The 14,756-nt window shown below is 41.1% G+C and carries 15 protein-coding genes and 1 tRNA gene; 7 read left to right on the forward strand and 9 right to left on the reverse strand.

From position 1 onward, the window contains the following. Nucleotides 1–58: 58 nt before the first annotated feature. Entirely contained in the window at nt 59–1,735 is a 1,677-nt protein-coding gene (locus ACM0OW_RS08435) for a DUF3352 domain-containing protein (protein WP_414549589.1), read from the reverse strand. A gap of 453 nt (nt 1,736–2,188) precedes the next feature. On the opposite strand from ACM0OW_RS08435, the gene ACM0OW_RS08440 reads away from it, so the two are divergent. After that, on the forward strand, nt 2,189–2,422 hold the full coding sequence (locus ACM0OW_RS08440; RefSeq protein ID WP_414549590.1) for a DUF3134 domain-containing protein: 234 nt from the start codon (nt 2,189–2,191) through the stop codon (nt 2,420–2,422). 39 nt (nt 2,423–2,461) lie between these two features. On the opposite strand, the gene ACM0OW_RS08445 is transcribed toward ACM0OW_RS08440, so the two are convergent. Then, nucleotides 2,462–3,877, reverse strand: a complete 1,416-nt coding sequence (locus ACM0OW_RS08445) for a 1-acyl-sn-glycerol-3-phosphate acyltransferase (RefSeq protein ID WP_414549591.1) — start codon at nt 3,875–3,877, stop codon at nt 2,462–2,464. 66 nt (nt 3,878–3,943) lie between these two features. Between ACM0OW_RS08445 and ACM0OW_RS08450 the strand changes: the two genes are divergently transcribed. Beyond that, nucleotides 3,944–4,579 carry a class I SAM-dependent methyltransferase gene (locus ACM0OW_RS08450; RefSeq protein ID WP_414549592.1) on the forward strand — a complete coding sequence of 212 codons (636 nt, stop codon included), beginning with the start codon at nt 3,944–3,946 and terminating at the stop codon, nt 4,577–4,579. A gap of 184 nt (nt 4,580–4,763) precedes the next feature. Beyond that, the gene (locus ACM0OW_RS08455; RefSeq protein ID WP_414549593.1) at nt 4,764–5,993 is read left to right on the forward strand and encodes an RNA-guided endonuclease InsQ/TnpB family protein; all 1,230 of its coding nucleotides are present in this window, start codon (nt 4,764–4,766) and stop codon (nt 5,991–5,993) included. Here the strand turns inward: ACM0OW_RS08455 and ACM0OW_RS08460 are convergent. Further along, nucleotides 5,992–6,066: transfer RNA gene (locus tag ACM0OW_RS08460), tRNA-Ala, on the reverse strand. The genes ACM0OW_RS08455 and ACM0OW_RS08460 overlap by 2 nt on opposite strands. Before the next feature lie 57 nt (nt 6,067–6,123). Between ACM0OW_RS08460 and ACM0OW_RS08465 the strand changes: the two genes are divergently transcribed. After that, on the forward strand, nt 6,124–7,020 hold the full coding sequence (locus ACM0OW_RS08465; protein WP_414549594.1) for a rhodanese-related sulfurtransferase: 897 nt from the start codon (nt 6,124–6,126) through the stop codon (nt 7,018–7,020). 45 nt (nt 7,021–7,065) lie between these two features. On the opposite strand, the gene ACM0OW_RS08470 is transcribed toward ACM0OW_RS08465, so the two are convergent. Further along, nucleotides 7,066–7,719, reverse strand: coding sequence for a DUF1295 domain-containing protein (locus ACM0OW_RS08470; protein ID WP_414549595.1), 654 nt, complete (start codon nt 7,717–7,719; stop codon nt 7,066–7,068). Nucleotides 7,720–7,780: 61 nt separating this feature from the next. Then, the gene (locus tag ACM0OW_RS08475) at nt 7,781–8,443 is read right to left on the reverse strand and encodes a class I SAM-dependent methyltransferase (protein ID WP_414549596.1); all 663 of its coding nucleotides are present in this window, start codon (nt 8,441–8,443) and stop codon (nt 7,781–7,783) included. 416 nt (nt 8,444–8,859) lie between these two features. Here ACM0OW_RS08475 and ACM0OW_RS08480 point away from each other — a divergent pair, with 416 nt between their 5' ends. Together ACM0OW_RS08480 and ACM0OW_RS08485 are read left to right on the forward strand one after the other, a co-directional pair. Further along, nucleotides 8,860–9,714, forward strand: a complete 855-nt coding sequence (locus ACM0OW_RS08480; RefSeq protein ID WP_414549597.1) for an SDR family oxidoreductase — start codon at nt 8,860–8,862, stop codon at nt 9,712–9,714. A gap of 213 nt (nt 9,715–9,927) precedes the next feature. Beyond that, nucleotides 9,928–10,185 carry a hypothetical protein gene (locus ACM0OW_RS08485; protein WP_414549598.1) on the forward strand — a complete coding sequence of 86 codons (258 nt, stop codon included), beginning with the start codon at nt 9,928–9,930 and terminating at the stop codon, nt 10,183–10,185. Nucleotides 10,186–10,248: 63 nt separating this feature from the next. Here the strand turns inward: ACM0OW_RS08485 and mgtE are convergent, their stop codons facing one another. Further along, entirely contained in the window at nt 10,249–11,649 is a 1,401-nt protein-coding gene (gene mgtE, locus ACM0OW_RS08490; RefSeq protein ID WP_414549599.1) for a magnesium transporter, read from the reverse strand. Between the two features lie 21 nt (nt 11,650–11,670). Here mgtE and ACM0OW_RS08495 point away from each other — a divergent pair, with 21 nt between their 5' ends. Continuing rightward, complete coding sequence (locus ACM0OW_RS08495) at nt 11,671–11,886, forward strand: DUF433 domain-containing protein (protein WP_414549600.1); 216 nt, start codon at nt 11,671–11,673, stop codon at nt 11,884–11,886. A gap of 109 nt (nt 11,887–11,995) precedes the next feature. On the opposite strand, the gene ACM0OW_RS08500 is transcribed toward ACM0OW_RS08495, so the two are convergent. The 3 genes from ACM0OW_RS08500 to ACM0OW_RS08510 all read right to left on the reverse strand — a co-directional run bounded on the left by ACM0OW_RS08500 (nt 11,996) and on the right by ACM0OW_RS08510 (nt 14,717). Further along, nucleotides 11,996–12,748, reverse strand: a complete 753-nt coding sequence (locus ACM0OW_RS08500) for a TVP38/TMEM64 family protein (RefSeq protein ID WP_414549601.1) — start codon at nt 12,746–12,748, stop codon at nt 11,996–11,998. Nucleotides 12,749–12,812: 64 nt separating this feature from the next. Next, nucleotides 12,813–13,514: a TIGR04283 family arsenosugar biosynthesis glycosyltransferase gene (locus ACM0OW_RS08505; RefSeq protein WP_414549756.1), complete on the reverse strand. Its 702-nt coding sequence runs from the start codon at nt 13,512–13,514 to the stop codon at nt 12,813–12,815. Between the two features lie 213 nt (nt 13,515–13,727). Then, entirely contained in the window at nt 13,728–14,717 is a 990-nt protein-coding gene (locus tag ACM0OW_RS08510; RefSeq protein ID WP_414549602.1) for a PRC-barrel domain-containing protein, read from the reverse strand. Nucleotides 14,718–14,756 lie beyond the last annotated feature (39 nt).

Here is a 14,756-nt window from a genome sequence, read left to right on the forward strand (position 1 = left end):
CGCAGGCTAGTCTAGCTGTGGTCGTAGAGATGGGGGAGTTTTGTTCTCCCCAGATCCCCTATTTAGCAGTTTTTGGTTTCAAAGCCAACAACATCTCCAATTGACCGGTAGATTTATCGGGACTGGTGACGGTGACACCAAAACCATGAATTGCACTCAGGACTGTGTTAGCCTCAGTTGGTAGCGGTTGTCCTTGTGTCACAAAACGATTGATTAGGGATGCAGTTTTTTCTGCATCTATATAGAAGTAACCAGCATTGGGTTTTTCCAGTGAACCAGTTACAGCTTTGAAGGTGTCGCTACTATCGAGTTTGGGACTATTATTCGTGGCGATCGCTTCAGCTACGGAACCACCAACTGCCAAAAATACGGTATCCTGATTTAGCCAACCATGAGATAGTAAGGCCCCTTGTCCGGGTATTTGCCATTCAGTGACATCTTTACCGTCGATTTTTCGGTTCGCGACGTTGATTTGTTGAGTTTTGGCGAGGTTATCTAGTTTGTTAAAAGTGGCTGTTGCAGTTTGGCGATCGCTCGTTTCTAATACTAATGCACCACCAAAACCAAAATTCGCCAATACACCTTGATTCGATGGCATAGCACCAAAGGCAAATTCTCGATCCATCCATCCAAAAACGTCTTTATCTAGGTCAATATTCACAAACTTCAGTTGCCCCCGCACCTGTTGTAATATTTGGTTTAATGCTGGATAATCTTGAGATTGTGCTACTATGCCTGACCAACTCCGGTTGATACCATTACCAGTAACCAAAGCAAAGGTATCCAGGGGTAATTGACCGACTATTTTTGCTGGACTGGCTTGGTATTCAAATTTGTTCAATTGTGGATCTAAATTCGCGATCGCTCTCATCCGCACTCCCTGATCATCAACTCCCACACGCGCCACAATAGATTTTACTTGTTGCAACTGCTTGAGAGTTTGTGGTGGTAATTGGGTAGCCTGGGGGCTGTCAGCTATCAATTGCTGCACCATTACCGCATAGTCTGGGATGTAAACTTGGGCGAGGATATTTTTCACATCTGCGTTAGCAGTGAGAATCGTCTTTGCACCTTCTTGACTGGCGAAAGATGGCTGTCCTTTGAAAGTTTCAATAGCCTTTTCTACAACTTGCTTTTCTGGAGCTAAGACTACATGATTATTATTTAAAACAGCACTATATGTCAGTCTGCCATTTTCTGTAACTGCTGTAATTTTTTCCCCTTTGTAATCAGATTCCTGAACTTTTATCCCTTCTTTTGACTTTAATTTATTAGCAAAATTCAAGGCATTAATTTTATCTTTGATGCCAACGACCATCAAGATGTTAGATTCTGGCTGTGCCTTGGTTACAGCATCAGGCTGATTCGATTGTGTCAGTTTAGTAGGATTGGGCGGTAGTACAGCCACCATCACACCACCAACCCAAGGCTTTAAATCTTGTTCGTATGAAATATTACTTTCACTAAAAAAATCTTGTTTAAAATCGGCTACCCCTTTGGCTAGGAGCTTTTGCGCTTCTGGAGTGCCAAACTCTTCCAACTTTGCCCAGGCTTCTGGGTCAGTGGTAATATAAGTTGCCATCAGTGCTGTAGAAGGGACTAATTTAGCACTACCTAGAGCGTCTGAGCTATCTCCAGACGGCCCTTTAAAATATATATAGGCCGCTATACTTCCCGCCACGAGTACAGTCGCACCAACAGCAGGAATTAATAAATTGGCTTTACGTTCAGGCATTATTACTAACCTTGTTTATTCAAATTATCACTAGTTTAAATGGAATTACGGAGAAAAACTCGTGGATTCTCACTAAATTTTCCTCTATAAGGTAGCGATCGCTCTTATCCCTGATTAATTCGCCCACAGACAGTAACTTATAAATCGCCGAGGATCATATAAAATAACATTTTCTACCTAAAAAATATAAATTATAGGGATAACAGGATTTTTTTGTAACCCTGATTTATACTTAGAGAGTTGTTAAAATAATTCGAGTACGGTTAATTCTTCTTAGTGTACCATGATTAGATACTATATTTTGTTACACAAGTAAAAGTAAATTCTACTATAGTTGTAGCCAATGTAACGAATAAACACCAAGTAATTGGGACAAGTAAAGCAAGGTTAAGTTGTCTACTATAATTTAATTTCAGCCAGTCTAGTTTTTTCCATTAAAAGTGAGATTTTTATATGCCTAACGGCCCTTTGAGTGAAGAACCTCGTAATCAACGAGCCACTGTAATTCGTACTAGTAATGAATTTGTTTTGCTAGAATGGCTAAAATCAAATGGTCGCCTCATCGAGCGTGAACATCAAGAATCTCAGCGTTTGAGTCAAGTAGAAGAAATCTCAGAGATGATTGAGCTTGATGATATTCCCTATGATCATGACGATGATGATTCAGATATGGATTTAGAAGATTAAGTAGAACAACTGGGTTTTTATCCAAAAACCCGGTTTTTGCTAATTATCCTTAATTATGGATTCCATAGCAGTTTGTAAGTCTTTTGTCAATGTACTCACAGCTTGACGAGTTGCAGAGCGATTTCCTTGAGTTTTTTCCCAGCGTTCAGTCACAGAAATCGGTTCACCGACAGTAATCATCGCCTTTCTCAAACCTAAACGAGGTCTTCCGGGAAGAGTAGATTCCTGGATGCGAGACAGCAGATCAAACATTAATAACGTTGTTTCTGCAAACCTTTCCGCCGTGGGTTTCTCCTGGATATAATTAGCAGTCACAGCCACAAAACTTTCCACTATTCTCATGTGTTGCATCTTCAAATCCGCTTCAGAAGCAACCCAATCTGCTAACCCCCGTTTAAACGGTGGTAAAGCATTAATATCTGCTATATCTTCCCGGTAAATATAATTCCAACCAGCTTCTTCTAAACGACGACAACGATCAATAAAATTTCCTTGGGCTGGGACTCCAAAATATGCTTCAGCAACGTTTAAAGCTTTATCCATTAAACGATGCAATCTAGCAATTAGAACCTCATTGGGACTTGCAGATTCGTCAATAGATATGGTTTTAGGGATATCTTGATGATAGAAACGGCGATAAAACTCTTCCATTTCAGTAATCAAATATTCACCCAAGCGACAAATGCGTTGATAGTACAATTCTTGCTGTTTATCAGTTGCAGATTGCTCCACCGGTTCCAAACCACTATCAGCTTCTAATTTAGTTAATAGCCCATGCAGTTGTGACCAAGGCGGTTCCACATAGCGATACTGAATGCCAACAGGTACAATTACCACAGTTTCAGAACGGTTGGCTTTTTGCAAGTCTTCTACACACCAGAACCCTAATTGCGCCACACCTGGTTCTAAGGGGCTAACAACGTCACTATGACCATTATTGCCTCCTTCTGGTGCGATCGCGATCGCCATTTCACCATTACAAAATAACTCTCTTGCTGTTTGAATAGCTTGTCTATCTAATCTCCTACCACGACGAATGGGAACACCGCCCACTTTAGAGAACAACCGCCCTAGCCAATCTCCCGCCCATATAGTCATCCCGCGATCATAAAGAAAGTAGCTGTGAGGGGGTTGTTGCAGTTTAATACCTTGCTGGCGTGCAACTTTGGGCAAAATGTAGGACAGTAGAAATAGCATACACAGAGGATCTTCTACCTCTGGATGACGAAAGGCAATCAAAAAGCGTATTTTGCCAGCTTCAAATTGTTGATAAAGCTTGGCTAAGGTCTCAACATTTTTAGCTTCAATGTGGACAATACCGGCTGGTAGCCACGGTCTAGTGCGAAAACGTAGCACAATCAGCAATAACCACCGCATAATTTGCAGTATAAATGGGTTAAAGCTTTGGCGAATAAATTTCAGGGGTGGTTGGGTAGAGTTGATTGATTTAGGCAAATGACTCTCCAGTTGAAAATATGGATTAGTATCACGCAGAGGCGCAAAGGACGGAAAAGTTTGGATATGAAGATACCGCAGGATGCGCGACAGTACGCGCCAGCAACTCAACGCAATCGTGAACCTATTTTAGAGGTGCTTTTACAAGTTTTACCTGGAAGTGGCACTATTTTGGAAGTGGCTAGTGGTACGGGTGAACACGCTGTATTTTTTGCGCCCCGTCTTAGCCCTCGGCGATGGCTACCTACTGAACAAAATCCTTTATTACGCGCTAGTGTGACGGCTTGGGCTGAAGAATGTCCTTCAGATAATCTTTATCCACCGTTGGAACTTGATGCTAGTGCGCCAATTTGGGCAGTAGAGAAAGGTACATTACCTGACTCACCCATTGTAGCTATAGTTAATATTAATATGATTCATATTTCACCTTGGTCAGCTTGTTTGGGATTAATGGCTGGTGCTGGTCGAATTTTGCCTCCTGGTGGAATACTATATTTATATGGACCGTTTAAACAAAATGGCGAACATACTGCATTGAGTAATGCGGCTTTTGACCAATCTTTAAAGGAGCGAAATCCTGAGTGGGGTGTGCGTAATTTAGAAGATGTGATAGAAGTAGCTAGTACCCACAAGCTGAATTTGAAAGAAACTTACCAAATGCCAGCTAATAATCTGTCTGTAGTATTTCAACGTGGTGAATAGTGGAGATTAGCTTAAACAGCAAGAACACCCACTTTTCACTCTTAGGGTGGGATGAATTGCGAGCGAGGCGACGAAAGTTTCCCGACCTATGCGACAGCGCGGAAGGGAAACATGAAAGAGATGAGCAAAATATTAATTTTCTGGGTTTTGTTGATTTCTGATTAACAAAGGTGGTGATAAACAAATGCGAACAGCCTATCAGTACAAACTACGCCCAAGCAAACAACAGGAAATTGAAATAGACAGATGGCTGTCTATGCTTTGCGCTCAATATAACTACTTGCTGGCTGATAGATTCAACTGGTATGAGCAGAATCGGTGTCTAATAAACGCCTGTCCTCTTGTTTTTCATCTTCCAGAATTACGAGACAACCCAGATTATTATAGTCAAAAGAAAAAGCTACCAAATCTCAAAAAAACTCATCCTTGGTACGGTGAAATTTATTCGCAGGTTCTACAGGATATTGTTAAAAGGGTTAAGGTGACTTTTGACCGCTTTTCAAAAGGTGATAGTAATGGTAAACGTAGCGGTAAGCCGAGATTTAAATCTCGTAGTCGCTATAAAACTTTTACTTATCCTCAAATGAAGGATGGATGTTTGCAAGGTAATCTAATTAATCTGCCAATGTTTGGGAAGGTTAAAGTTATTCTTCATCGTCCTATTCCAGACGGATTTAAAATAAAAACCACGTCTGTCACCAAAAAAGCTGATGGTTATTATTTAACTCTCAGTTTGGAAGATGCGACAGTTCCAGCGATTAAACCTGATTTCAACCCTGATTCAATTACTGGTATTGATGTTGGTTTAAAGGAGTTTTTGACAACTTCTGAGCGTGAAACCGTTGCAATCCCACAACATTACCGCAAATCTCAAAAACGTTTAAGAGTTATTCAAAAACGTGTTTCCCGCCGCAAGAAAGGAAGCAACCGAAGATTAAAATCAGTAAAACAGTTGGGTAGGCAACATAAAAAAGTTGCTGATAAACGCAAAGATTTTCATTTCAAAACTGCGAACGACTTATTGAAAAAATATGATGTTGTCGCTGTTGAAGATTTGAATGTTAAAGGGCTAGCACGTACCCGATTGGCAAAGTCTGTACTTGATGCTGGATGGTCAAGCTTTCTGTCGATTCTGACAAACAAAGCCGAGAATGCTGGTTTGTTGGTTATCCCGGTTAAAGCGTCTGGCACAAGTCAAGATTGCTCTAATTGTGGTGTAAAAGTCCCTAAAAAGCTGCATGAACGCTGGCATGATTGCCCCCACTGTAGGTGTAGTCTTGACCGTGACCATAATGCGGCTAGAAATATCAAGAATAGAGCGGCTGGGCATTCCGTTCTTAAAGCTCATCGAGTATCCGAAGCAATAGCTGGATTTGGTGAGAAGCCTACACTGACTGAGTACAGTACAGTGTAGGAGTGTGTCACCAGACTCGAACTGCTGACATCCTGCTTGCAAAGCAGGCGCTCTACCAACTGAGCTAAACCCCCATAAAATAGAAAAAGCATTTGCTAATTTAGTTAAAGACTATATCATTGCTCAACAAATGAAGCAAGAAAATATTCAGGTGGTGGCAGCGCTGTATAAATTTGTTAAACTGCCCGATTTTGCGGAAAAACAAGAAACGCTGCTTTCGTATTGCCAATCAGCAGGTGTTAAGGGGACAATTTTATTAGCAGCAGAAGGTATTAACGGCACGATTGCTGGTTCACGTCAAGGGGTTGACTCTGTTTTAACGTTTTTGCGTTCTGACCCCCGTTTAGCAGACCTAGAACATAAAGAGTCATACACTGAAACACAGCCCTTTGAACGAATGAAGGTGCGGCTAAAACCAGAAATTGTGACTATGGGTTTGCCGGAAGTTGACCCAAATCAGCAGGTGGGTACTTATGTCAGTCCCGAACAATGGAATGATTTGATTTCTGATCCTGAAGTTATTGTGATTGACACCCGTAATGATTATGAGGTGAATATTGGGACTTTCAAAAAGGCACAAAATCCTCAAACTAAATCATTCCGAGAGTTTCCAGAATATGTGAGTAATAACCTCAATCCTAATCAACACAAAAAAGTCGCGTTGTTTTGTACTGGCGGGATTCGCTGTGAAAAAGCCTCATCTTTTATGTTGTCTCAAGGCTTTGCAGAGGTTTATCACCTTAAAGGCGGGATTCTGAAGTATTTGGAATCAGTGCCAACAGAAGAGAGTTTGTGGGAAGGTGAATGTTTTGTCTTTGATGAACGGGTAGCAGTTCGTCATGGGCTAGAGTCAGGTAGTCATGAGTTGTGCTTTTGTTGTGGACATCCCATATCGGCGACAGATAAGACTTCTCCTAAATATGAAGAAGGTATTTCTTGTCCTCACTGTTTTGATAACCTGACTGAAGAAAAAAGAGTGCGTCAGCAAGAGAAGTGGAAACAATATCAATTAATTCGTAGTTCGTAGTTCGTAATTCGTAGTTCGTAATTCGTAGTTCTATGAAGTAATCATCTAAACAATGGTCTTTCCTTCTGGCTGAGAAACTGACATGAAAGACAGATTTGGGAACAACATCCCAGAACGTTTTTTGTAGTCTTCAAAATCAGGATAGCGAGATAAAGATGTGTCTTTTTTGAGCATATTGGGAATAAATACCATGCTGATAAAACTTCCGAGAATCAAGAATGGGAGCCAGTGTTGAGTCAACATTGCGAAGGCACTATAAATTAATATTTCTCCCAGATAATTGGTGTTGCGACAACGGGCAAAAAATCCTTCTGTTATTAGCCCTTTTTGATATTTAAGAGTATAGTACTTCTGGGCATCGCTGGCAAAATGTAGAAAAACACCAAAGATATTCATAGAAATGGCTAGTGCTACTAATGGTAATGGTGGGACTGTGCCACTACTAATCAGAATAAAAGGTGCTATCCAGTATAGGTTCACAATCACAAAAACAAAAATGCCCTGTGGAATAGAAACGGATTGCTCCCATTGTGGGTCTGGGAAGATGCGGTCTTTTAGTAGCCACAGAAAGCCATAAGTACCGTGAAGTGCTAAATATACCCAAGCCCCAAGAGTGTAGTTTTGGTAAACAAACATCAGTCCCAGGATAAAAAAGAATGTTAGTCCTTTGTGGAGATTGATGGCATACTTGGATTTCATGATTTGTATGTTGTGCGATTTTGCCGGAATTTTCAATTATTATAAATTGCCTATACGGTAATTATTTCTTGTGCGCTAGGGTTAAGCCATCAGCGATAGGAACTAAACTCAGGTTAATTCGCTTGTCTTGATGCAATTTCTCATTCAGGGCGCGAATCTTTGTGGTGCGATTGTCTTGAACTGCGCTATCTGCAACTTTACCTGACCAAAGAACATTATCAATCAAGATTAATCCCCCCGGACGGACTAATTGCAGCGATCGCTCATAATAACCATCATAATTGCTTTTGTCAGCATCAATGAAGGCGAAATCAAAGGTTTCTGCTTCACCGGCTGCTAGTAACTGATCTAATGTCTCCATTGCTGGGGCTATATGTAAGTCAATTTTATCTGCTACTCCGGCTTTTTGCCAATAACGACGTGCGATCACAGTAAATTCGTCACTCACATCACAGGCAACTACCCGACCTTCTGGAGGTAATGCCAAAGACACCACCAAGGAACTATAACCCGTAAATACCCCTACTTCTAAAGTTTTTTTGGCTCCCATTAATTGCACCAGTAGAGCCATAAACTGCCCCTGTTCCGGTGCAATCTGCATCATCGCCATTGGATGCTGTGCTGTTTCTTCCCGCAGTTGAGACAGAATTTCTGGTTCCCGTAAAGATACAGAGAGTAAGTAGTTATATAGTTTTGGTTCTATTCCCAATGTTTGATTTGCCATAATTCAGTGAAATTAACATTTAAATCATTGCTTAATAATACCTGATTTTACGTCTTAAGGTTGAGAAAAACTAATTTGTCTTTCCATCTTAAGAATGATAAATTTACCCAATTTCGTAGTTAACTTAAAAGCAGATGAACAGGAGCAATCCTGACATTCCAAGAGAGTTGTGTACTTGTTTTCAGTGGTCAGATTAAGAGCGTGTGTCAGGTGTGAGGTTAAAAATGTCGGTCGCGTACAATTGCCCTCAATTAGTGCGTTTGGCTTACATCCGGGGTAAAAATCCCTGAACTTACAAATTGTAAGTTGGGAGTTAAAGCATAAATAAAACCTTGGATTGAATCATCGATCCAGGGTTTACTTTTAGAATTTTGTTAATCGTTTTTTCATTCATTAATTTACAGGAAAATTATCCGATGCCAGAAGAAATTTTACAACCACCACAGGAACAAAAACCACCCGGTAAAGAATCAGAAATGCAGCCCAAGCCTAAAGCTGATGACCCCCAGTATCAAGGTAGTGGCAAATTACATGATAAAGTAGCATTAATTACAGGGGGAGATAGTGGAATTGGTCGGGCTGTAGCGATCGCCTTTGCCAAAGAAGGTGCAGATGTGGCGATCGTTTACTTAAAGGAACATGACGATGCCAAAGAAACCAAACATTTGGTAGAAAATCTTGGGCGGCGTGTGGTAGCGATCGCAGGCGATATTACCGATGAAACCTTTTGTCAGCAAGCTGTTGAGCAAACTGTGGATGAATTTGGTAAACTAGATATTCTGATCAATAACGCTGCTGAACAACATCCGCAAGAAAACATTGAGGACATTAGTAAAGAGCAACTAGAGCGTACTTTCAGCACTAATATTTTCTCGATGTTTTACCTGACTAAAGCAGCGATGAAACACTTAAAAGCAGGTAGTGCCATCATTAATAGTACATCAGTTACAGCTTATAAAGGCAATGCCAAATTACTTGATTACTCCTCTACAAAAGGTGCAATAGTCGCCTTTACTCGTTCCTTATCCCAAAATTTAGTTGACAGAGAGATTCGGGTTAATGCTGTCGCACCTGGACCGATTTGGACACCATTAATTCCTTCCACCTTTCCCGCCGATCAAGTTGCAACCTTCGGCAAACAAGTTCCAATGCAACGAGCCGGACAACCAGAAGAAGTTGCACCCAGTTATGTATTTTTAGCTTCCGATGATGCCTCTTATATGACTGGTCAAGTATTACATCCCAATGGTGGATCAATAGTCAATGGCTAATATAAAAATTCTAGGATCTTGAAAATGCCAGGATCTGCAATTTTCACAATTACCAATAGAGTTACAAACCCTTGTAGAGACTTTTCCTGTAACGTCTCTACATTCTTTTTGACCAGATGTCTAATTTAGATTAGTATTCCATTAGATGGATGCATTAATAGTAAATAAATGCTAGTCTAGCTAACGAGAAATAACAAATAACCACTACGACTTATGACAGCCCCTAAACCATTGATTGGCACAGAATTAGTAGATTGTGCTAGAGCAAATGCCAAGCAGGGAATAGAAATTGCTGCTTATCAATGTGGCTATGGCGATGATATCAACAGTTTTGCCCGTGAACTCAGAAATTCTTGTGAGAAGATGAACTTACAAGTTAAGGAACTGAATGAATTAATTACTGATCAGGATATGATCTTAGAACTAGGGACTGGAGAAATTGTTGCACCAGAGACAGCTTCCGAATTGTAAAAAATTTAGCGTCGGGATTGCAGATTTGTCATTTTTGACTTTCCCTCTGGGGGCGTTCACAATTTATAGCCTTAAAATCACTCGTGCCAAATTAAAGTAAATTAAAACACCCAGAACATCAACGGCTGTAGTAATAAACGGTGCTGACATCAAGGCTGGGTCTAAGCGGAAGGCGCGGAATAAAAATGGCAGTGCTGAACCTGCAACAGAAGCAATAATCGAAATAGCTACCAGACTGATACCGACAATGAATGCTACCTCTGGGCGACCTTGGAGGAAATAAGCCCAGATTGTGGCGATTGTACCTAACATTAGTCCCAAAAACGCGCCAGCGATCGCCTCTCTACCAATTATCTGCCATATCTTCAAGGATCTGATTTCATCGGTACTCATCCCCCGAATTACCACTGTAGAAGACTGAGCGCCCACATTACCACCAGTACCTGTAAGTAAAGGTATAAACGCCGTCAGGATTACCACTTGTTGTAAGATATCTTCTTGAGATTTAATAATTGTCCCAGTTACTGTATTAGTAATCAGTAAGACAAACAACCACACCACCCGCTTGCGGGCAACTTGCAGTAAACTCATCTGAAAATAGTTATCACCATCAGACTGCACACCACCACCCAAAGCGTATATATCCTCGGTGGTCTCCCGTTGCAGAATATCAATCACATCATCAACAGTAACAATACCTACTAAACGCTGTTCTTTATCCACCACAGGAACAGCTAAAAAATCATATCTTTGAATTAATCGAGCGACTTCTTCTTGGTCTGTATCTGTGTGGACAAACACCACTTCACGGGTCATAATTTCGCCCATTGTTTGTTCAGGCTGAGACACCACCAACTCGCGTAAAGAGACAATTCCTGTCAAACACCTAGCGGTATCAGTGACGTAAAGATAGTAAATTATCTCACTGACATTAGCGAGGCTACGAATTCGCTCTATGGCTTGAGTTACTGTAAAATTTTCTTTGAGATAAATTAACTCTGGGGTCATGATGCGCCCAGCCGTATCCGCTTCATAACCCAAAAGTTGAGCTGTAGCTTGGCGTTCTGTGGGACTCAGTTGTTCTAACAAACGATTAACAACTTTGGCTGGTAACTCATCAAATAACCTAGCGCGGTCATCTGGAGACATTTTATCTACAATGTCACGGACATCTTGACTTTTAAGTTCTTCAATTAAATGTTCTTGAACACTGTAGTCGAGATATTCATAAACCTCGATAGCCTCAGTTTTAGGAAGCAAGCGAAAAACCAAAGCGTGCATTGCTTCTGGTAAGCCTTCAATAGCCTCAGCAATGTCCGCAGGTTGCACAGGCCGGAGAATAGATTTTGCTTCCTGCAAGTTCCCCGATTCTAGGAGAATTTGTAGCTGATTTCGCACTAAGTCCCGCAATTCGCTACGCGTGACATTTTGGGTGGTAAAGTTTAAATTATTCGTTTCAGTCAAAATCTACTTTCCTCTGCCTGTTTGAACAAGTTTGCTGCTTTTAGTTTAAGGGAATGTGGGAATAAGAAAGTTAAACTGTATATGAGAATTAGGGTAACAGATGTATTAGATTTGTTTGCATCTGGTTTAACTGTTGAAGAAATTATAGAGGATTTACCGGATCTTGAGCCTGATGATCTCAAAGCAGCACTTTTATATGCTTCACGAAAACTCAATCATCCGGTTTTAGTTGCATGATTATCTGGGTTGATGCACATTTATCACCAGCTATTGCTACTTGGATTACTCAAACATTCAGTGTAACGGCCTTAGCCTTGCGTGATGTGGGACTGAGAGATATTTATGATTAATTATTAGTCTCATCTTTGGTAATTTTTTCTGTTACCATACTTTCTCTGAGAGCTTTTTGAGCAATTTTTGTCACATATATAGTTATAGTAATAGTAGCAATTAACCCAACTATTTGCATTACCCATTGCCAGATTTGCACTTCGGGATTAGTTGGCTGATTAGCTGCGTTCAGCATGGCTAAATCACCTGCTAAGGAACCCATATAAACGTACATAACTGTACCGGGAATAATGCCAAAGGAACCTAATATATAGTCTTTGAGCGAAACTTGTGTGACTCCAAAAGCATAATTTAATAAATTAAATGGAAAGATGGGACATAACCGCGTCAGTAAGACTATTTTCCATCCCTCTGTAGCTACTGCTAAATCTATGGCTTGAAATTTAGGATGTTTATTAATTTGTCGAGAAACCCAATCACGGGATAAATAACGTCCGATGATAAAAGCTAAAATTGCTCCGATAATTGCGGCAGTTAACACATATACAGAACCCCAAAACAAGCCAAACAAGCAACCTCCTTTGAGGGTTAAGAGAGAACCGGGAATAAATAGTATTGTGGCTAAATTATAAATAAAAATGTAAGCAATGGGTCCGAATACACCCAGACTTTGCACCCATAGAATGGAATTATTTAAAACTACTGGAATGTTGATGTATTGGGATAGGAAAATTAGGGTAATAATCAGAAAACTAATTATTAATAATTTGAGTGTACGATTTGTTCGGGGTTTGGGTTTTTGAACCATGCAATTTACCTGCGTTTTTCATAGCTACCTGCTTTTAATATACGAGGCTGATTTGAAAAACAGTTTAAAATTTCTCCAGCTTTTCCTGACGATACCAGCTGCGAATGCGTTCTGGGGAAATTCCCAGGAAATAGGCAGTAATTATGATTTGATTTAGCAGGGTAGTATAAAATACTCCTTTTTTTAGCCATCTCCGGGCTGAGGTGATAACGGGTACTGGAATAATAGCAATTTTACCAGTACGTTTTAAACGCCTGATGAGTTCAAAGTCTTCCATGATGGGCAAATCTGGAAACTTGCCAATTTTTTGGAATATTTCTGTTGTTAAAAATATTGCTTGATCACCGTAGGGCATTTGATAAAAGTGCGATCGCCAGTTTACTCCTTTTTCTACCCATCGCAAAGCCCAATAGTCGGCATCAATTTGCAAGGTGAACGCACCAGCTACTGTTTTAGGCTGTTGTAGAGCGCTGCGAACCATGTTATCAAAGCCAGCAGGTAGGAGAGTATCGGCATGAAGAAACAGCAGAATGTCGCCAGTTGCAGCCATAGCACCGGCGTTCATTTGCACCGCCCGACCAGGGGGAGATGAGATAACTTTGACACCTAATGATTTGGCGATGTTTACAGTGTCATCTTGTGAGCCACCATCTACCACAATTAATTCTACATTTGTACTGGGTTGAGTAGAGGCGATCGCATTCTCAATATTTGCCGCTTCGTTGAAGGTGGGGATAATAATCGAAATTGTGTTATGCACCAGAATTACATTTCTTTAAATCTTAATTCTTTGCGCCTTTGCGCCTAACGTACTTCGTACTAGAGCTTACAGCACGCTACGCGAACGCTTCGCTAATGCGTGAGACTAAAACGCCTTTAATTTCAAACCCCCTTCCACATGAATTATAGGAAGAGGGTTTAATTACGAACTACGTTCGCGTAGCGTTTCCGAAGGAAATATTACGAATTACGAATTATCCTAATATCCGCCTTCTTCTTCGTATTCTGGCTGTCTTTCTTTGACTTTTTTGGGAATATTCACTGGTTTTGGTGCATCTTCCCAAGCGTCGCCTTCTACATCGTCGTAGTCGTCGTAGTCGTCGGCGTAAGGTTTGCTATAAGTCGGTGGTTGGGGTTCATATCTGGCTGGTGGTTCTTGATATCTATCCTTACCACTGGCTTCACTCCAGTTATCTTCCTCGTCGTCTTCGTATTGAATGGGTTCGTACTGTCGCGCCCGCATGACTTGACGCTGGGGAATTTCTTCTTCCACATAGTCTTCTGTCCATTCTTCCTCAACTACAGGTTCAGGCGCGCGAACTCTGGTTCTGGGTGGTTGTAATGGGACTCCACTGGGTAGCTGATTCGCTGGTGACACTGTGCGCGGAGTATAGCCGTATTCTTCTTCGGCTTCTCGCTCCCACGGTGCTTTACCTATGCCTAAGCGCTCTAGTACACCCACTGTTAACTGATTAACTCGTTCTTCGGCTCCTTCAAAGACAATCAAGCGGCTAGGGCCTGTGCTGACGACTTCATCTACCGAAAATTCGTAGGTGCTGAGAAATTGGTCGGGAATTTGGGGTAATCCTAAAGAAGCAATGACTATGGAGAGAATTTTACCAGTTTCGCCATTGAACTTGAAACCCCGCACTCTGCCTAATACTTCGCCTGTTTCTGTAATAACTTCCCAGTTAATCAGGTTACTTAAGGTTTCAACTTCGATGTCTTCTATGGCATCTTCGTTGTCAACTAAAATAACATCGCCAATTTGGTTGACGGTGCTGAGGTACATATAGCGTGGCAAACTCGAAATAGAGATCAGGCTGTCTCGCAGACCAATTGCCACAACCTCTCTTTGATCGATATCAACCCAAAGCTGATTGACGACACCGAGCCGTTTGCCGTTGTCGCGCGTAATCACCTGGGTGTTTAATATGTCGGAACGCCTAATTATCTGTTCAGAGGTCATTCTATACCGAGTCCTGATCTCGAATCCGGTTTATCTATA

This window comes from Anabaena sp. CCY 0017 (assembly GCF_963920885.1).
Lineage (GTDB): Bacteria > Cyanobacteriota > Cyanobacteriia > Cyanobacteriales > Nostocaceae > Nodularia.